The sequence below is a fragment of the Zhongshania antarctica genome (genome assembly GCF_014202945.1).
GTDB classification, from domain to species: domain Bacteria; phylum Pseudomonadota; class Gammaproteobacteria; order Pseudomonadales; family Spongiibacteraceae; genus Spongiibacter; species Spongiibacter antarcticus.
In genome coordinates this window covers 62,811-81,141 of record NZ_JACHHW010000008.1, presented here as the reverse complement: position 1 = coordinate 81,141, position 18,331 = coordinate 62,811, and the positions used below count along the sequence as shown (strand labels likewise).

The window sequence follows — 18,331 nt, the reverse complement described above, 5'->3', positions numbered from 1 at the left end:
TAGAGATCCTCTAGACAAGCGGCGACACAAGGTCGCCGCAATCAAAATGGGTTTTAGTGCCAATTAAAATGCAAAGGCATCTTCAGGCATTGCCATCAGGCTATCTGCACCATTCAACATCGCGATCTTATGAGCTTCGGTACGCGGCAATAAGCGCTGATAATAAAAATTAGCCGTTTGCACCTTAGCTTTAAGGAACGCATCGTCAGCATCACCGTCGAGGGCAACCGACGCCATACGCGCCCACATATAAGCCAGCGACACATAGCCAGCATACATCAAGTAATCGACTGAGGCGGCACCAACTTCGTCGGCATTAGCCATGGCTTTTTCACCCAGCTTACCGGTGATTTCACCCCACTCTTTATTCAATTCAGCAAGCTTGGAGACAAAGGGCGCCATGCCCGGCTTGTCTTGCTGCTCTTTGCAGAAGCTGTGAATGATTTTGGTGAACACCATTAACTGCTTGCCGCCGCTGCCCATCACTTTACGACCCAACAAATCGAGGGCTTGGATACCAGTAGTGCCTTCATACAAAGTAGAGATGCGCAAATCGCGAACAATCTGCTCCATGCCCCACTCAGAAATAAAGCCGTGACCACCAAAAACCTGCATACCGTAGTTAGCAGATTCTAGGCCGGTTTCGGTTACAAAGGCCTTAGCGATTGGCGTCAGCAATTCAGACAGTTCTTCTGCATCTTTGCGCGCCTGTTCATCGCCAGAGAAGTAGAAGGTATCAACCAATTGCGCAACCCAATAGATAAAGGCGCGACTGCCTTCAGCAAAGGCCTTTTGCGTTAACAGCATACGGCGCACATCGGCGTGCACGATCAATGGATCAGCTGGGCCATTGGGATTTTTCGGGCCGCTCAATGAGCGCATTTGCAGGCGGTCTTTAGCGTACGCCAGTGCACCTTGGAATGATGCTTCACCCGCTGACAAACCTTGCAAAGCTGTACCCAAACGCGCTGAGTTCATCATATGGAACATGGCATTCAAGCCGCGATTTTCTTCGCCGACCAAAAAGCCTTTAGCGCTGTCGAAATTCATTACACAGGTAGCAGACGCTTTAATACCCATTTTGTGTTCGATGCTGCCACAGTGCACGCCATTGCGCTCACCAACTTCACCATTTTCATCAGGCAGGAACTTAGGCACAACAAACAGTGAAATACCCTTAGTGCCTTCTGGCGCGCCTTCAACCCGGGCCAGCACCAAATGGATAATATTTTCCATCATGTCGTGCTCGCCACCCGAGATGAAAATCTTGGTGCCGGTAACATTGTAACTACCGTCGGCATTGGCCTCGGCTTTAGTGCGCAACAGACCAAGGTCTGAACCGCAGTGGGACTCGGTTAAACACATAGTGCCGCCCCAAGTACCTTCAGTCATTTTACCTAAATACGTCTGCTGCAACTCGTCGCTGGCATAGACTTCAAGCAAACGCGCGGCAGACTGCGACAAACCAGTGTACATACCCCAAGACCAGCAGGCAGAGCTGACCATTTCGGTGACAACTAAGCCCAAAGAATTCGGCAAGCCTTGACCGCCAAACTCAGGGTTCGCAGTCATTGACGGCCAACCACCTTCAGCATATTGCTGATAGGCCTCTTTAAAACCCTTAGGGGTTTTGACACCGTCTTCAGACCAAGTACAACCTTCTTGGTCACCAGGCTGGTTCAGCGGAGAAAGAACATTTTCAGAAAACTTGGCGCCTTCACTAATAATGGCGTCCATTAAGTCTTCACTGACCTCTTCACGAGTAGCGAGACTGGCGAAATGTTTATCGCTCTTAAGTACATCTTTTAACACGAAATTAATATCGCGGAGCGGAGCTGTGTATTGCGGCATGGTAATGACCTCATGTGCATGGTGGCCGCGGCAGTGCCTGCCGGGCAATGTTGACAGTGACAACTATAGCGCTTTTATTACGTCTTGCAAGTGTTTTTGGATGTACAGAAAAGTCATTTAGGTCAATGACATTGAATATTAGGTCGATTAATGCAGAATTTTCACGGTACGTTTAATGAACACCCCAGAAGTATTTCCAGCGCAAATCGTTAAGCATAGGCATCAGCATAGCTGACATTTCATCATGACACAGGGAGAAGACGAAAATTGTGTAGCGCTTATAACAGGCCGTCAGGGCCGGTCGCTAGGCGAGAAGAGAGAGATCGAGACATTCGGCTACCAGCGCGGGGGCTGGCCGAGCTAAATTAGGCACCACACCCAGACAGGGGGCGGGTAACAGCTGGCGAAGTGTCGCCAAGTTTTCATCAAAACACGCCATTTCAGCGTCAAGTTTATTTGCAACCCAGCCAGCAATAACCAGACCGTCGGCTTGGATTGCTTCAGCGGTAAGTACAGCATGACTAATACAGCCCAGCTTCATACCAACCACCAAGATCACCGGTGTTTGCAATTCGATCGCTAGGCCAGACAGCATTTCCCGCTGATTTAAAGGGACGCGCCAACCGCCTGCACCCTCGATCAATACCATATCTGCCTTGCGCATCATCACGCCACGACAAAACCCTGCCAACTGCGACACACTAAGACGCCGACCAGCTTGCTCAGCGGCAATATGCGGTGCAATCGGCGGTTTCAGGAGAACCGGATTAACCTGCTCATAAGGCAATGACTCGGTCATTGCCGCCATCAACATTAGCGCATCGCTATTACGCAAGCCGTCAGCGGTTTGCTCAGCACCTGCGGCAACCGGCTTTACGGCCAGCGTTTTTAAACCCAGCTTAGCTGCGGCACCTAAAATGCCGCAGGCTATTAGCGTTTTGCCCACATCCGTGTCAGTGCCAGCAATAAAGTAGTGCTTAGATTTCAAACTCAGCACCCTTAATAAGGAAAGCCATTACTTGCTCTCACCATAGCGCTGCCATGCGTCAACCAAGCGTTCCTGGTTAGCGCGGATATAGGCAGCATTTAGGCGATCGCCACTGAAATAGGTGTTACGCAAATCATTATAAACGGTAGGAATAATATTCGGCCCAAACACTAAGCGATTGCCCTGCTCGCCAAGAATGGTGGTAATACCATAGGCCCAGTTAGCCTGACCTTCAACATGCACACCAGCAACCCGGGTCATACCCTTGCGCGGCGTTAAGGGAATCGTAAAACCCAAGGTTGCAAAGGCGTTATCTTCAGACTTTTTGTACAAAAGATGCAACCTGACATCACCAACATGCTGAGTAAACTCCAGTCGGTAGCCCGAATCCTCGTTATAAAAATCGCCACCCGTAATATCAACTGAAGTATTAATACTTTGCGCAAAATAACGATAAGACCACAAGCGCGCGTTATGGGTATTTTCTGGGCGCTGCTTCTCTTCAAAATCAGTGGCTATAATCTTAAAACGGTGACGACCATCGCCGGGTTCCCAGCGACTTTCAAGCGATGCGCCGTCGACTGAACCATAGAAACGACCATAAGAAATCATGCTGGTAAAGCCTTGCCCGTGACGGAAAGTCTGACTAAAGATACGGTCTTTAACACCTTCCGTTACCCGCTGATTGTAAAAAACACCGCCGTAAATACCTTCGCGAGTGAAGTCTTTCGTATCGTTAACATTCCAGTCACGACTGACATTAAAGGCAGCACCTCGCCACAGCGGCAAAACCACATCCGCTCGTGCGGCTAAGGAGTAATCAAAAACTCCGTACTCCGTTCCCACGGTTGACGACAAAATCGGGCGAATACGCACATCAGGTCTGAAAGCTAAATAATCGATGCTGTTTTTTATACTTGCAGCAAAAATCCCGCCGTCTGTGCTGCGGCGCCGAAGTCTATTTGCTGGGGCGGTCACCATCTCTGAATCGGGAATAGCGCCATTACCCCTTAAAAAGGCCTTCCATGCGACAACTTCGCCACCTAAACCAAAGGTAGCAACGCCGTATTTTTCTAGCTGCAAATAAAAGCGGTCACCATCGGGAAGCGACATGGCCGCAACACCCGCGGCAACACCTAGAGCGTCAATGTCATTAGCATTGTATTGCACATTTTCAAAAGCGATGACCCATTCACGACCATATTTTTGTACCCGCACTTGCTCAAAATTAGCCGCAACAAAACGATCAAGCAGTGCTTTCTCTCCATTCACCGCGTCTAAACGTGACATCGCTTCCGCTGGCGAGGCCGTGGGTGGCGCAAGCAAGGGGTTATTGGCTAATAATTCATCATTACCATAGCTCTCAGTAATAACGTAAGAGGAATTAAGTACTGCCTCAGAGCGCGGCCGATCTTTCGGTAAAACCCGCGCATATTCTGCCGCTAAAGGTATTTTGACATTAAAGCCATACCAATCTTGGCGATCATCTACGCCTTCTTCTGCGGAATACATCCACAGCATCGACGCTTGCCAGCCACCTGGCAACCAATGTTCTGGCGTTGACACACGAATACCGGTATTCATTGAGTAGGCGTCATCTTCCAGTATTACGCTCAACCAATCTGTAGCAGCAAACTCGACGCCGCCATAGATTCCGTCTAATCGACCGGTGCCTTCGACTCGACCGTCGTAAGTACCCGCACCCAAGGTCGTGCGGATGGGCCCGTATTGCCAAGTTGCTACCGCATACTTGGTATCGTATTCGTTAACCGAACCACCAAAATCCATTTCACCAATGGCGAAATTCAACCCCGGCAGCAACTCCCAAGGTAGCTGTAACTTAATGTTAAATGATAAATCTGAACCTGCCGAGGTAGTCTCCGGCGCCACATTGCGCCCAACCATCTCAAAATGGGGAAAGGCACCAGCGGCAAAATTGATATCATTGCCCGCGTCATTCAATGTTCGCGGCCGGGCAAAACGCCCATCAACTTGATTATCCCACGCAATTGTCGCCGTGCCGTATTCCAATACCGAGGCGTCTGGCACATTTAATAGGCCACTCACACCCTGCATATTCATATTCCCTTGCGCAAATGCAAGCGATGGCACAACTAATAACAGCCCAGCCCCAATATTCCTTTTCAAGGGAAACCTCTCTTCTAATTTTAATCGGTTATTATTTTAACGTAAAAAAAAGGGCAGCTGAAAGCCGCCCTTTTCTGTAACTAACCTTAAATATTAAGGCTGGCCACCGCTGCCACCTGTACCGCCGGTACCGCCGGTACCGCCGGTACCGCCGGTAGTCCCACCGCTAGAAGGTTTATCAACAGTACCACCGCCTGACGAATCATTCGCGGTATCATCCTTAACACCCTGATCACCATTTGTCTGAGCATATGCTTTTGTCTGAGCGACAATGTTATTAGTGACCGCGGCGTCTAATGATCCACCAACAGCCTGAGTACCCAACAATGAAGCAAGCTCAGCCGCCGTTTTAGACGGGGTATAATTGTCTTTAGCAACTTTTGCCAATCCAGCTAAGACTGCAGCGTATTGACCCGCTTTACCTGAAAGTACAGCGGAACTATCCACAACAGTCGTTGGTGCCTGTAACAAATTCGCGTAACCACCATTATCAAGCAGACTGGGGTAAAGCGCCTTGGCAACATTTTCAAGTGAGCCAATTGCAGAAGTTGAATTCCTCTCATTCGCCGGCAAAGACTCATATAATGCTGCAGCCATAGATGTCAGGGTCGTAACAGCAACATCATTACCAACTTGCGGCAGGCTCGCAGCATTAGGAATAATTGATTTCAAAACCGTGGTGCCAAGATTTAAATCTGCGTCTGCGCCTTCATCATAGTATGTCGCACTATTCGCCGAATTGTTCGCACAGCTTATAATTAATGGGTATGTGGCATTTGCAGCAACATTAAGCGCAACGTCTGATTTACCAGTTTGAGTCGTATTGTATGTTTGCAGAGTAGCACCGACATTATCTTTAACAGTACATACAGCACCGAAAAGCGCACCCAACGAAGCTGTAGAACTAAAACTTGTTGCCGCCGGTGATGGGTCTGAACTTTTATCGTTAAAGCACCCAGTTAACGCTCCAGCTGCAACCATGCTGGCAGCAAACATCGTTAGCCGCATTTTTTTCGAGTTGATCATAGTAAAACTCCGTTTCTTCATTTTAGAACTAAATATTGCCAGCATCGACGCAAATCGCGCCAGACCCCCACCAAGATAACAGCCGGCAAACCGGCGTTACATATTTATTTTTACTGCGCCACAAGCATTAAGACACTTAAGTTAGGAGTGCACAGTATAGTAAACCATCCGCACTAAAGAAGCCCTTAGCGCCGCAAAAGTTAATATTGCCAACTCCAACTGTAAGTACTTATAGCAACATCACTTTATCCTAGCAATTAATTCATCAGAATTTAAATGCATTTTTGTTAAAGAATTACTATTTACGACCTAAAAACGGTCACAAATCAGCTATCTAAGACATGCAAGCCCTAGGCCACGGACAATATGGACTAGTTTTATTTAGGGCTAAATCACCGAAAAAAGCGTTAAACTCGGAAAAGCATCCGCCCTTTGTCTGTATATGAGCGTTTTATAAACTCGAACTAAACACTTCTCCTTTACAATGCTTAACATAGCTCAAGGCTGCGTTTTTTGCACTGTAGTGAGGCTTTCGCCCCAAAATATGCCAAAAAACTCACCATAATACGGCAGTTTTACCGGCTTTTACTAAGTTTTAAATACCAAATCTGGTAGCTCGCTGGCAACTTTAGCTCGGCACCGCGATAAACTTCGTACTGCTGCGTGAGCGCTTGCAAGCGCTGCCGCCCCGTCAAGCCACTCGGCCGCCCGCCGTTGACATTATGGGCACCAATACTCTTTAGTTCCCGGGTCAGTTCAGACAAGCGGTCGTAGTACATGACCTCAACGACCTCTTCCCAAGCTTCAATGGCTAGGCTTGAGCCCGATATCGCCGCCGCTAAATCGTCCCGCTCAGCGAATTGATTGACATGTACAAAGCCATCAACTCGGCGCCAAGCACTACGCAGCTCATGAAGCGTATTGGGCCCCAGTGTCGCAATTACCGCAGATCCACCCGGCTGTAAAACCCGCTCTATCTCAAACATCAGTCCTGCTAAATTCTCGCACCACTGTAGGGCAAGACTTGAAAAAATGGTCGCCACGCTGTTATCTGCTAAGGGCAAGTCTTCAGCATCGCCACACACAAAATAATTTGCAATATTTGGGTATTGCTCGGCAGCATGACTGACCATGCCCGCCGCCAAATCTAAGGCTAACAGCGGTTCTGCACCTATACGAGCCTGCAATGCGGGCAGGCTGTATCCGGTACCGCAGCCAAGATCGAGCGCTGGCCCGACGATCTCTTGCGGCAAATACGCGATCAAACGATCTGCAACTCGACGCTGCAGTAGCGCGGCGCCATCATAGCTATGGGCGGCGCGACTAAACGAGCGACCAATATCCGATTTATTCAGCTGCGCAGGCTTATCCGTCGCGACAAAGCCCCAATTACGGCAATAAGACAGCAACAAAGAACTAAGTTCCCCTGCGTCAGCTAAAAATAAAATATGCCCGCGACCCGCAAACAGTTGGCTGCTGTGCTGAGGATAGCGGTTCGCAAAAAAGGCGGCTGCAGCGCCAGGCACTAGCGCGTCTTCTTCCCCGAAGAGGTAAAGACAAGGGCAGGCCAAATCAGTCAGTGTTTGCCGATTATCCAGTGATTGCAAGCAAGCCAATCCCCGAAACAAATTTTCTTGTGAAGGCGCTATCGCAAGACCCTGAAGCTCCGCACGAACTTCTTTTGCATGACAATCGCCACGTAACTGCAATAGCTCAAAGCGACGTAAGCTGGCACGAGGATTAGCGGCAACCAGGGCAGAAAAGGCGTCAAAGTCTTGCCTCGCCATGGCCGCTGGCCAATCCGCATCAGCGACAAACACCACATTACTTGCCACACAGATCAGCGCTTGCACCCGGTCGGGGAAACGCGCCGCCAATCGCGTTGCCAGCATGCCACCCAAAGACCAACCACAATAAATAGCCTTTGCTGGGACTAACGGCAAAATCGCGTCAACATAATGATCTGGATCGCCGCTCCCCATCACCCTAGCGCTACGTCCGCAGCCGGGCAAATCAATGAGGGTAATGTGGAAATCGCGGCGCAGCGCAGCCAATAAGGGCCGCCAAATAGATGAATCGCTAGCCCAGCCATGCAGTAAAACCAGTTCCGCCGCATCCTTTCGGTAGGCCGCCAAATGCTCGCGATAAATAGCCATTAAGCGGCAAGCGCCTCGACAAGCGCCGCTAACAAGCAATCAATATCCGCCTTGCTATGCCCTGCCGACAGGGTAATTCGCAACCGCGAACTGCCTACCGGCACCGTAGGTGGGCGTATCGCGGAAACCAGTATACCGCGCTGTTCTAATGCACTGCTGAGCGCCATCGCGGCGAGTTCGTCGCCTATCAGCAGGGGCTGAATTGCGGTATTTGATGCCATCACCGGCAGCGCCAGCGCGATGGCCTTATCACGAAAATAGCGAATCAACTCTTGTAAATGACTGCGCCGCCACGGCTCATCAACCAGCAAGTCCAAAGCTGCAATAGTGGCCGCAGCGACCGCCGGTGGCATCGCAGTAGTGTAAATATAGGGCCGCGCAAATTGGATAAGCGCTTCTATTAGCTCATCACTTCCCGCCACAAAGGCGCCAAAACTACCAAGCCCCTTGCCCAAGGTGCCCATAAGTACCGGCAATTGCTGCTGACCAAGATCAAAAAATTCAGCGCTGCCTGCGCCATTTTCACCCAGCACACCAAAACCATGGGCATCGTCGGCCATTAACCAAGCATTGTATTTTTGCGCCAGTGCGGCCAGCGCTGGCAGCGGCGCCATGTCGCCGTCCATGCTGAATACCGCATCGACCACAATCAAGCGGTTGCCATCCGCAGGCAATTTTTGCAGTCGGCGCTCAAGGTCAGCCATATCGTTGTGCTGAAAGCGCTGAAAACGCGCGCCGCTCAGCAAACCAGCATCTAGGAGCGAGGCGTGATTGAGGCGATCTTCAAGGATATGATCGCCCTTTCCCATTAAGGCCGTAACCGTGCCGAGATTCGCCATGTAACCCGTGGAGAATAATAACGCGCGCTCACGCCCCGTGATTTTAGCCAAGCGCTCTTCAAGCTGATGGTGCAGCTCGGAATGGCCACATACCAAATGCGAGGCGCCACCACCCACGCCAAACTGAGCGGCGGTTCCCTGCATTGCGGCAATTAACTTAGGATGGTTTGCTAGGCCCAGGTAGTCGTTACTGCAAAATTGCAGCAAATCACGACCATCAACTTGCAGTCGTGGCCCTTGGGCAGACTCCAGCACTCGACGGCGTCGGTAGCGGGATTGGAGTCGGCGCTCGGCGAGACGGCGCTGCAAGACCTCATTCATCACAATGAATTACAGCGCCGACAATTAAGCGGTAGCGTCGTAGAAAAATCGATCATTCTCGACTTGTTGCACGGCACCCAGCAAGGCCTCGCTTTGCGCATCATCGTCGTGTTCAACATGGCGCTCTTCAGGCTTAATGCCAAGACGGTCGAATAACTCTAGGTCTTTATTTGCTTTGGGATTGGGCGTGGTGAGTAGTTTTTCGCCATAGAATATCGAGTTAGCACCGGCAAAATACGCCAGGGCATGCATTTCCTCATTCATGGATTCGCGACCAGCAGACAGACGGACATGAGATTTTGGCATCATAATCCGCGCCACCGCGATAGTGCGGATAAAATCGAAGGGATCGAGATCGGCCACCTCAGCCATTGGCGTGCCTTCTACTTTCACTAGCATGTTAATGGGCACACTTTCTGGCTGCACCGGCAAATTAGCTAATTGCAGCAGTAAGCCCGCGCGGTCTTTTATCGACTCGCCCATACCAACAATGCCGCCACTACATACTTTAATGCCGGCATCACGGACATTAGACAAGGTGCCGAGGCGATCTTGGTAGGTGCGCGTAGTAATAATCTCACCGTAGAATTCGGGCGAGGTATCCAAATTGTGGTTGTAATAATCTAAGCCCGCATCAGCCAACTCTGCGGCCTGATCGCCGGTCAGCATGCCCAAGGTCATGCAGGTTTCTAAGCCCATTTCCTTTACGCCCTTCACCATCGCGGTGACGTAAGGCATGTCTTTCTTCTTGGGCGAACGCCACGCGGCACCCATGCAAAAACGGGTTGTGCCCGAAGCCTTGGCAGCCCGAGCCTCAGCCAAAACTTTTTCAACCTCCATCAGCTTTTCAGCTTCAAGACCGGTGTCGTAGCGATTACTTTGCGGGCAATATTTACAATCTTCTGGACAGGCGCCCGTTTTAATCGACAATAAAGTACTGACCTGCACTGCATTGGGATCAAAGTTAGCGCGGTGCACGGTTTGCGCCTGAAACAGCAGGTCATTAAAAGGCTGGGCAAATAAGGCCTGGACTTCTTGGCTAGTCCAGTCTGTGCGAATTACCGTGGGCGCGAATGCTGTCATCTTAATGTCCAGTTTAGGCAAGATCATAAAGCCTGCTATGATAAAGGCTTAGCGCAAGCTGTCAACCTGCAAGGATGCACATGGTTAACAGATTTTATAACAAACTGATTTATAAGGTCTTTAATGGCCGCTGCTGGCTTTGTGGCAGCGCTAGCTTTATGCCAATCGACCTCTGTCAAGACTGTGAAGCCGACCTCCCCTGGCTAGAAAGCCACTGCGCCCGCTGTGCCCTACCGCTCGCAAGCCATGAGAAGTACAGCGAATGTGGTCGCTGCATCAGCAAACCACCGGTCTTTTCCCAGTGCCTAACCGCGCTGCGTTATGATTTCCCGGTAGATCGCCTGATTGCAGGATTCAAGCACCGCGGCAAGCTTGGCTATGGCTTAGTGCTAGCCCAGCTATGGCTCAACACAGTCGGCGGTGACATCGACACAGCGCCCGATCTTCTCGTCCCCGTTCCCATCCATTGGCGGCGACGCTGGCAGCGCGGTTTCAATCAAGCTACGGTGCTCGCCAACCATTGGAGTAAAGCTTTAGAAATTCCAGTTTGTCACGCGCTCACCCACCCCCGTGCCACCGCGCCCCAACAAGAACTCAGCGCAGCTATGCGCCAAAAAAATATCAAACACGCCTTCGCATTTATTCCAGGAAGCCCGATCCGAGGCAAGCATGTCGCGGTGGTCGACGACGTAGTGACGACAACCGCGACAGCTAATACCGTGGCCGCTATACTGGCGCGCAATGGCGCACGGCAGATTGATATCTGGTGTCTAGCCAGAACACCCTGACCCATTAATTTAAAAACAGGAGGCGACAAATGCACCACGAACAGCACCGCCGCCTTTTAGCTCGGTATTACCCCACAGGCTGGCCAGCATGAGCGACCACGATTGGCTGGCTATTTTCCTGACGCTAAGGCTGGCGGGGCTCACCACCCTAATCCTGCTGGTCATCGCCACGCCTCTGGCCTGGTGGATGGCGAATACGCCATGGCGCGGCAAGCCCGTTATTGAAGCCCTTGTTGCACTGCCGCTGGTATTACCGCCAACGGTTTTAGGCTTTTATTTACTCATCGCTTTTGCGCCCAGCTCGCCGCTTGCCCAGTTTTGGCTGAGCCTAACCGGCGAAAATCTCGCGTTTAGCTTCAGCGCCCTGGTCATTGCTTCAGTACTGTATTCGCTACCCTTTGTGGTGCAACCGCTGCAAAGTGGTTTTCAGCAAGTCCCCAAAGCCCTGCTAGAAACTGCCGCGAGCTTGGGCGCCGGCCGCTTAGACCGTTTTATCAGCATTGTCGTGCCACTGTGCCGCAGCAACTTCTTGGTCGCTATTACCTTGGGCTTTGCCCATACGGTGGGCGAATTTGGCGTGGTGCTAATGATTGGTGGCAATATCCCCGGTCGCACCCAAGTGCTGTCTATCGCACTCTACGACCGCGTTGAATCCCTGCAATACAGCGCCGCCCACTGGCTAGCCGGTGGCCTCATCGCCTTCTCCTTTATTGTCCTTTGCTGGGTATACCGTTTAAACCGCTATCGCGGCCTTGAGCTGGGCAACAGCCATTTGCCCAAGGCACAGGCATGAGCTTACTGCTATCACTACATTTGCAGCGCGGCGACTTTCGGCTGGATATTGACACTGCCTTGCCAAGCACCGGCATTACCGCTATTTGCGGCCCCAGCGGCAGCGGCAAAACGAGCTTGCTACGCTGCATCGCCGGCTTGGATCGCGCGCCCGACGGCATGGTGCAATTTTTAGGCAGTGATTGGCAAAGCCAGGCGCTATTCCTGCAATGTGAAAAGCGCGGAGTGGGGCTGGTTTTCCAAGATGCCCAATTATTCCCACATCTCAGCGTTGCGGCGAATCTAGGTTACGCCGAAAAGCGACAGTTTCGCTCAATCGGACCAAATGTTGAGGAAGTCTGCAACTGGCTGCAAATTACTGCGCTGCTAAATCGCGATGTCAACAAGCTCTCGGGCGGCGAGCGCAAGCGAGTCGCTATTGCCCGCGCCCTTTTGCGTCACCCGCAATTACTGCTAATGGATGAACCCTTGTCTGGACTGCACGACGCGGCCAGAGACGAGATGATGGATGTATTACAGAGCCTACCCCAGCACTTAAGCTTGCCGATTATCTATGTTAGCCATAGTTTCCATGAAGTCAGCCGCCTCGCCGACCACGTGGTATTACTGGACAACGGGCAGCTCATTGCCGAAGGTGACCTGGTCGAGCTCAGCAGCCGCCTCGACCTACCGCTTAGCCGTCAGCAAGATGCGGGCGCCGTACTTAACGCCACGCTTCTTGGCCATGACCATGAATACCAGTTAAGCACCTTGCAACTCAACACCGACCAGCAGCTCAGCATTAATCAAATATCCGCTGCGCTTGGCCAGCAGCTCAGGCTTTTTGTCGCAGCCAGAGATATCAGTATCAGCCTTGAAGCGCCGACCCAAAGCAGCATTTTAAATAGCTTGAAATGCACCATAGACACCATTGACGGCGATATCGCCCGGAATAAAGCCATGAACCCCCAAGTCACTGTACGCCTAAGTGTCGGCGATCAGTATTTACTGGCTCGCATCACCCGCAAATCTCGCGACCGCCTAAATTTACACGCAGGCCAGCAGGTATTTGCGCAAATCAAAACTGTCGCCCTCGTCAATGAAACTGGAGTCGCATCATGAGCGAGACCGAACAGCAAGATTTTGCAGAACTTAACCCCGACCGCGTTATCGACGCCGTTGAAAGCCTTGGGTTTATCAGCGACCTGCGGGTATTTGCTTTAAACAGCTACGAAAATCGCGTATATCAATTTGGGCTGGAGGACAAAGAGCCCCTCGTCGTGAAGTTTTACCGCCCAGAGCGCTGGAGCGACGAACAAATTCTAGAGGAACACCAATTTACACAACAACTTTTTGATACTGACATTCCGGTCATTGCCCCTTGGCGCGACGAAATGGGCACCAGCTTATTCAGTTTTGAGGGTTACCGCTTCGCGCTCTACCCCCGTCGCGGCGGCCACGCCCCAGCCCTCGACGATATGGACAACCTCTTCCAGCTTGGCCGCTTGATAGGCCGTCTTCATCTCGTTGGTGCCAGCACGCCTTTTCAGTACCGACCAACCTTGGACACCGCAAGCTTCGGTGACGATAGCCGCAGTTTTATTCTCGATGGAGTGATTCCATCCAGCCTAGGCGACGCCTATGCCAGCCTCAGCGCCGACCTCCTCAAACTCGTTCACCAGCGCTTTGCCGAGATTAAACCCAACTATATCCGCACCCACGGCGACGGTCATGTCGGCAACATCTTGTCCCGCAACGGCGAAACCTGGCTGGTCGATTTTGACGACAGCCGCATGGCTCCGGCAATACAGGATTTGTGGATGTTCCTCTCCGGCGAGCCCGACGCCCAGCAGCGCGCTATTATGGAGTTGGTAGAAGGCTACAACGAATTTTACGATTTCAACCCCAAAGAGCTTGGTCTCATCGAGGCCCTGCGCAGTCTGCGCATTATGCATCACGCGGCGTGGCTCGCGCGGCGGTGGCAAGATCCAGCCTTTCCAAAAGCCTTTCCCTGGTTTAATACTGAACGGTACTGGGGCGAGCATATCCTGCAATTACGGGAGCAATTAGCTTTGATGCAAGAAGCACCTCTACGTTTGCCCTACTAGGCGATCATCGCCAATAAAAATAAACAGCCATCACAATGATCCACCCCCAGTGTTTACACGTACTAGTTTCACTGCTACTTTCGGCACCACTACTAGGTGCTGCCGTTAGACCAAAGCAAAATAAAATTAAGTGCCGCCCAAACAGCTTTTCGATGCTACTCGACAAGGCAGTCCGTTATTTCGGCGGTTTGAGCTCGTGGTGAGCTCAAACCGGCTTAGCAGACAAGTGCAGGAGTTAACGCATGCTAACAATTCAAGTGAACGGTGTTTCCCACACCGTCGACGCCCCCGAAGACAAACCCTTACTATGGGTATTGCGCGAAAATCTTAAGTTGACTGGCAGCAAGTACGGCTGTGGCCAAGCCCTATGCGGCGCCTGCACTGTGCATATCGACGGCCAGCCCACCCGCGCCTGCGTCATGCCCGTTGGCGCGGTCGGCAATAAAGCGGTACGCACCGTTGAAGACATTCGCAACGAACATATCGGCAGTCTCGTGCAAGACGCCTGGCGGGAATTGAACGTACCCCAATGCGGCTACTGCCAATCGGGCCAAATTATGGCCGCAACGGCGCTACTGAAAAGTAATTCAGCGCCGAGCGACCAAGATATAGACCGCGCCATGTCAGGCAACATCTGCCGCTGCGGCACCTATCCACGCATTCGCAAGGCGATTCACAAAATCGCCAGCGAACAACTGTAGGAGCAGCCCATGACGCACTCTGGCTTTAGTCGACGAGACTTTATTCGTGTCAGTGTTATGGCCGGCGGCGGCTTGCTGGTTGCCTGCGGAGGCGGCTCGTCTAGCAGTCGCCCAGCTACACCGCCCAGCAACAATAGCGGCGGGCCACCAACCACCCCCGCTGAAGAGTTTACTCTGGGCGAATTTATGCGCATCGGCACCGATAACCGCATAACGGTGCTAGTCGGCGCAACCGAAATCGGTCAGGGTGCCCTCACCGCGATCCCGATGATTGTCGCCGAAGAATTGGATGCCGACTGGAGCCTGGTCAGCGCCGAGCAATCACCCGTCGCGGCCAATTTTAACAATCCCTACTTTCAAAACTTACTGCAATTTACTGTGGCCAGCTCAGCAATCCGCGGTTATTTCGATGCTCAGCGCAGTGTTGGCGCCGCAATTCGGCAAATGCTGATTAACGCTGCCGCTAAACAGTGGGGCGTGAATGCCAGCAGCCTGCGCACCGAGGCCAGCTACGTCATCGACGATATTGGCGGCCGCAGCGCGAGCTACGGCGAGCTGTCCAGCGCCGCAGCCAACGAGAGTGTGCCAAGCAATCCACCGCTTAAAGACCCCGCCAGCTATCGAATTATTGGCACCTCACCGCAACGCACCGACGCCAGTGCCAAAACTGACGGCAGTTTTAAATACGGCATGGATGTCGACATTCCGGGCATGCTTACGGCCCTAATTGCCCGGCCGCCCCGTTTTAACGGCCAAGCCCTGAGTGTCGATGACAACGCCGCGCTCGCGGTGCCTGGCGTGCGCAGCGTGCAGACCATACCTGGCGGTGTCGCGGTAGTCGCCGACGATTTTTGGGCCGCGCAACAAGGACGTAAAGCCTTGCAAGTCAGCTGGAATGAGTTACTCGCGGGTCGTACCGACTCCGCCAGTCAGCGCAACGATTACAATCTACGCCTTAATTTGCCGGGCCTACCCATTCGCAGCGACGGCTCAACACTGCTGGCGCAACTCCAAGCCAGCGAGACCCTAAGTGCCGACTACTACTTTCCTTTTATGGCCCACGCGGCCATGGAGCCACTAAATGTGGTGGTAGACTACGACGGCAGTAGCGCAGAAATATGGACCGGAACCCAGTCCGCCACCCTTGACAAAATTTTTGCAGGCGTCGTCCTAGGCCTCCTGCCCGATCAAATAAATTTCCATATGATGCCCGCTGGCGGCGGCTTTGGTCGACGCGGCAACCCGCTAGCCGATTTTGTCCGCGACGCTTGCTTTGTCGCCAAAGCACTACAACAACCGGTGAAAGTCATCTGGACTCGAGAAGACGACATGAAAGGCGGCTATTACCGCCCAGCGGCATCAGTTAGGGTGTCAGCGTCATTAAACAGTGGCGATGAAATAACCGCATGGACCCACCGCGTGGTAACCCAAGATGTCACAGCATCCCTGTATGTCGAAAATGCGCTCGATGCACTGCATGACATGGAGCTACCGCCGCTGGCCGAGCTGACCGATTTCGAAACCGGTATGCCGTATAAAATCGACAATGTGCTGATGGATGCACACCTGACGATACTCCCCACAATGCCCTCGCTGTGGATGCGTTCAGTAAATAAGTTCTCCGACGTTTTTGCCCAAGAGACGTTTATTGACGAACTCGCCCTGCGGGTCAGGCAGAACCCGTATGCATTCCGGCGTCAATTACTCAGCGAAAAGCCCCGCCACCGCGCCGTGCTCGACGCGGTAAGCCAAGCTGCAAACTGGGGGCAAAGCGCCTCCGGCGTGAGCCAAGGCATTGCGGTGATGGGCCATTGGAATAGCTTTATTGCCCAAGTTGTCGAGGTGTCGGTGTCGGCTAACCGCGAACTGACCGTACACAGAGTGGTCAGCGCCGTCGATTGCGGCACGGCAATCAACCCCAACCTTGTTATCGCCCAGGTAGAGTCTGCGGTCATTTTCGCCCTATCTAGCGTGCTTTTTGGTGAGATTTTACTTGAAGACGGCGTGGTGCAGCAGAGCAACTTCGATGACTACCCAGTATTGCGCATGCACCAAACGCCGATCATTGAAACGGTGATTGTAAATAGCGGTAATTCCGTTGGCGGTGTGGGTGAAATTGGTGTGCCCTGTGTTGGTCCGGCCCTTGCCAATGCCATTTTCGCCGCCACCGGTGAACGCATTCGCGAATTACCGCTAAGCCGCCTCAATTTTATTATCGCGTGATATCGGAGCCGACAATGACATCGTATTTTGCAAAAATCCGCAGCCGCCTGCCAATGATATGGCTAACGATCGTTGCCAGCCTACTCAGCACAGCAGCTATTGCGCAATCGCCCCTGTTCCAGCCGCTATTTGAGGTACTCACCCACCCGCGCTGCTTAAACTGTCACACCAAAACCGAATTTCCTCGCCAAGGTGACGAAAGACGCCGCCACGACCAACTCGTCGTTCGCGGCGAAGACAACCACGGCGCGCCAACACTGCAATGCTCAGCCTGCCACCAAGATAGCAATGTTGCCGACGACGAGGTGCCGGGCGCACCGCACTGGGGTCTGGCACCACTAAGCATGGCATGGGAAGACTTAAGTCCTAGCCAGCTCTGTGCCGCACTGAAAGACACGGGTAAAAACGGCAATCGCAGCCTAGAGGATTTATTCCGACACATGACCGAAGATGAATTGGTGTTATGGGGTTGGAATCCCGGCGCGAATCGCAGCACCCCGCCACTGAGTCAAAGTGAATTTGCCGACGCTTTGCGGCTGTGGGTAAATGCGGGAGGACCTTGCTAGCCCCCGTCCACGGGGGTTTTGTACAGTACTTACGCGCGAGACCGTATTTTGCGCTTTTGCATCTGACTCACACCGACAATATCTAAGGTGCGAGTTTTACCGTTTAACAACGGCCAATTAATTCGTCTGCCCGTTCGCAAACCAATTAAGGCACAACCGACTGGCGAGAGAATAGACACTTTTCTCTTGGTCAAGTCGGCTTGCCACGGCAGCACCAAAGTGACTTTACTTTCCTTGCTAAGCTCGGGGTCAAAAAAATCGACTGTGGCATTTAATGACACCACATTGTCAGGAAAACCCTCGTCAGCCAGCACCTTCGCCTTGCGCATTTCCTCTGCAAGGGCCACTGTCGCCTCAGACCGATTACACTTTATAAACTCGGTTAAGGACAGGTAATCCGACTCTTTTATCAATAAGTACTCATCATCCAAATTAGTCAACACTCGTCTCTCCAAGCATAGTACCGACAATATGCAGCACGTTATTGCACCGCATACTTTCAGTTCTAAATTTATTAGCGTGGTTAATCAAGCGACCGAGCTAGCTCCATCGCCTTGAAAGAGAAAGGCCGGCACCGAAAACTCGGGCAGCCCGTCCACTTTTAAAATAATTGAAATTAAATTTAAGATTTCGTTTTTATTATTCATGGCGGCCACATTAGCATGTCTTCATACAAAAACAAGTTTTGAAACTTGCGCTTGTTCAAACATTTACTAAAAGTAGCCTGTAGTGCAAGGCCTCGATCTGAAGTCGCTGTCAGCC

Annotated in this window: 15 protein-coding genes; 7 read left to right on the top strand and 8 right to left on the bottom strand. The window is 52.0% G+C overall.

Annotation, left to right across the window (positions count from 1 at the left end):
- Nucleotides 1-63 precede the first annotated feature (63 nt).
- From HNQ57_RS14285 to bioB, 7 genes are all read right to left on the bottom strand, one after another.
- Nucleotides 64-1,851 (bottom strand): acyl-CoA dehydrogenase C-terminal domain-containing protein, encoded by a 1,788-nt coding sequence (locus tag HNQ57_RS14285; protein WP_184464094.1) that lies wholly within the window; start codon nucleotides 1,849-1,851, stop codon nucleotides 64-66.
- Between the two features lie 304 nt (nucleotides 1,852-2,155).
- Nucleotides 2,156-2,839 carry a dethiobiotin synthase gene (gene bioD / locus HNQ57_RS14280; protein WP_184464092.1) on the bottom strand — a complete coding sequence of 228 codons (684 nt, stop codon included), beginning with the start codon at nucleotides 2,837-2,839 and terminating at the stop codon, nucleotides 2,156-2,158.
- A 27-nt stretch (nucleotides 2,840-2,866) separates the two neighbouring features.
- A complete protein-coding gene (locus HNQ57_RS14275) occupies nucleotides 2,867-4,915 on the bottom strand; it encodes a YjbH domain-containing protein (RefSeq protein WP_184464090.1) in 2,049 nt (682 codons plus the stop codon).
- A 165-nt stretch (nucleotides 4,916-5,080) separates the two neighbouring features.
- Nucleotides 5,081-6,013 carry a hypothetical protein gene (locus HNQ57_RS14270; protein ID WP_184464088.1) on the bottom strand — a complete coding sequence of 311 codons (933 nt, stop codon included), beginning with the start codon at nucleotides 6,011-6,013 and terminating at the stop codon, nucleotides 5,081-5,083.
- A 575-nt stretch (nucleotides 6,014-6,588) separates the two neighbouring features.
- Nucleotides 6,589-8,169, bottom strand: coding sequence for a malonyl-ACP O-methyltransferase BioC (gene bioC, locus HNQ57_RS14265; protein ID WP_184464086.1), 1,581 nt, complete (start codon nucleotides 8,167-8,169; stop codon nucleotides 6,589-6,591).
- On the bottom strand, nucleotides 8,169-9,329 hold the full coding sequence (gene bioF / locus HNQ57_RS14260; RefSeq protein WP_184464085.1) for an 8-amino-7-oxononanoate synthase: 1,161 nt from the start codon (nucleotides 9,327-9,329) through the stop codon (nucleotides 8,169-8,171). Before bioF ends, bioC begins: the two co-directional genes overlap by 1 nt.
- Nucleotides 9,330-9,353: 24 nt before the next feature.
- Nucleotides 9,354-10,412 carry a biotin synthase BioB gene (bioB, locus tag HNQ57_RS14255; protein ID WP_184464083.1) on the bottom strand — a complete coding sequence of 353 codons (1,059 nt, stop codon included), beginning with the start codon at nucleotides 10,410-10,412 and terminating at the stop codon, nucleotides 9,354-9,356.
- Nucleotides 10,413-10,492: 80 nt separating this feature from the next.
- Between bioB and HNQ57_RS14250 the strand changes: the two genes are divergently transcribed.
- The 7 genes from HNQ57_RS14250 to HNQ57_RS14220 all read left to right on the top strand — a co-directional run bounded on the left by HNQ57_RS14250 (nucleotide 10,493) and on the right by HNQ57_RS14220 (nucleotide 17,569).
- Complete coding sequence (locus tag HNQ57_RS14250; RefSeq protein WP_184464081.1) at nucleotides 10,493-11,200, top strand: ComF family protein; 708 nt, start codon at nucleotides 10,493-10,495, stop codon at nucleotides 11,198-11,200.
- A gap of 88 nt (nucleotides 11,201-11,288) precedes the next feature.
- Nucleotides 11,289-11,993: a molybdate ABC transporter permease subunit gene (gene modB / locus HNQ57_RS14245; RefSeq protein ID WP_184464079.1), complete on the top strand. Its 705-nt coding sequence runs from the start codon at nucleotides 11,289-11,291 to the stop codon at nucleotides 11,991-11,993.
- Entirely contained in the window at nucleotides 11,990-13,093 is a 1,104-nt protein-coding gene (modC, locus tag HNQ57_RS14240; protein ID WP_184464077.1) for a molybdenum ABC transporter ATP-binding protein, read from the top strand. The genes modB and modC overlap by 4 nt, the downstream gene beginning before the upstream one ends.
- Nucleotides 13,090-14,079 carry a serine/threonine protein kinase gene (locus tag HNQ57_RS14235; RefSeq protein ID WP_184464075.1) on the top strand — a complete coding sequence of 330 codons (990 nt, stop codon included), beginning with the start codon at nucleotides 13,090-13,092 and terminating at the stop codon, nucleotides 14,077-14,079. The genes modC and HNQ57_RS14235 overlap by 4 nt, the downstream gene beginning before the upstream one ends.
- A 242-nt stretch (nucleotides 14,080-14,321) precedes the next feature.
- The gene (locus HNQ57_RS14230; protein WP_008246233.1) at nucleotides 14,322-14,780 is read left to right on the top strand and encodes a (2Fe-2S)-binding protein; all 459 of its coding nucleotides are present in this window, start codon (nucleotides 14,322-14,324) and stop codon (nucleotides 14,778-14,780) included.
- Nucleotides 14,781-14,789: 9 nt separating this feature from the next.
- Nucleotides 14,790-17,003 carry a xanthine dehydrogenase family protein molybdopterin-binding subunit gene (locus tag HNQ57_RS14225; RefSeq protein ID WP_184464068.1) on the top strand — a complete coding sequence of 738 codons (2,214 nt, stop codon included), beginning with the start codon at nucleotides 14,790-14,792 and terminating at the stop codon, nucleotides 17,001-17,003.
- Nucleotides 17,004-17,017: 14 nt separating this feature from the next.
- Nucleotides 17,018-17,569: a hypothetical protein gene (locus HNQ57_RS14220; RefSeq protein WP_184464067.1), complete on the top strand. Its 552-nt coding sequence runs from the start codon at nucleotides 17,018-17,020 to the stop codon at nucleotides 17,567-17,569.
- A 29-nt stretch (nucleotides 17,570-17,598) separates the two neighbouring features.
- Here HNQ57_RS14220 and HNQ57_RS14215 read toward each other — a convergent pair whose 3' ends face one another.
- Nucleotides 17,599-18,012 (bottom strand): GreA/GreB family elongation factor, encoded by a 414-nt coding sequence (locus tag HNQ57_RS14215; RefSeq protein ID WP_184464065.1) that lies wholly within the window; start codon nucleotides 18,010-18,012, stop codon nucleotides 17,599-17,601.
- Between the last annotated feature and the right edge of the window lie 319 nt (nucleotides 18,013-18,331).

What these genes read in the sequence shown, in the direction of transcription:
- HNQ57_RS14285 (WP_184464094.1), bottom strand. Translation starts at nt 1,851, where the DNA reads ATGCCGCAATACACAGCTCCGCTCCGCGATATTAATTTCGTGTTAAAA.
- HNQ57_RS14275 (WP_184464090.1), bottom strand. Translation starts at nt 4,915, where the DNA reads ATGCAGGGTGTGAGTGGCCTATTAAATGTGCCAGACGCCTCGGTATTG.
- HNQ57_RS14270 (WP_184464088.1), bottom strand. Translation starts at nt 6,013, where the DNA reads ATGATCAACTCGAAAAAAATGCGGCTAACGATGTTTGCTGCCAGCATG.
- bioC (WP_184464086.1), bottom strand. Translation starts at nt 8,169, where the DNA reads ATGGCTATTTATCGCGAGCATTTGGCGGCCTACCGAAAGGATGCGGCG.
- bioF (WP_184464085.1), bottom strand. Translation starts at nt 9,329, where the DNA reads ATGAATGAGGTCTTGCAGCGCCGTCTCGCCGAGCGCCGACTCCAATCC.
- bioB (WP_184464083.1), bottom strand. Translation starts at nt 10,412, where the DNA reads ATGACAGCATTCGCGCCCACGGTAATTCGCACAGACTGGACTAGCCAA.
- HNQ57_RS14250 (WP_184464081.1), top strand. Translation starts at nt 10,493, where the DNA reads ATGGTTAACAGATTTTATAACAAACTGATTTATAAGGTCTTTAATGGC.
- modB (WP_184464079.1), top strand. Translation starts at nt 11,289, where the DNA reads ATGAGCGACCACGATTGGCTGGCTATTTTCCTGACGCTAAGGCTGGCG.
- modC (WP_184464077.1), top strand. Translation starts at nt 11,990, where the DNA reads ATGAGCTTACTGCTATCACTACATTTGCAGCGCGGCGACTTTCGGCTG.
- HNQ57_RS14235 (WP_184464075.1), top strand. Translation starts at nt 13,090, where the DNA reads ATGAGCGAGACCGAACAGCAAGATTTTGCAGAACTTAACCCCGACCGC.
- HNQ57_RS14230 (WP_008246233.1), top strand. Translation starts at nt 14,322, where the DNA reads ATGCTAACAATTCAAGTGAACGGTGTTTCCCACACCGTCGACGCCCCC.
- HNQ57_RS14225 (WP_184464068.1), top strand. Translation starts at nt 14,790, where the DNA reads ATGACGCACTCTGGCTTTAGTCGACGAGACTTTATTCGTGTCAGTGTT.
- HNQ57_RS14220 (WP_184464067.1), top strand. Translation starts at nt 17,018, where the DNA reads ATGACATCGTATTTTGCAAAAATCCGCAGCCGCCTGCCAATGATATGG.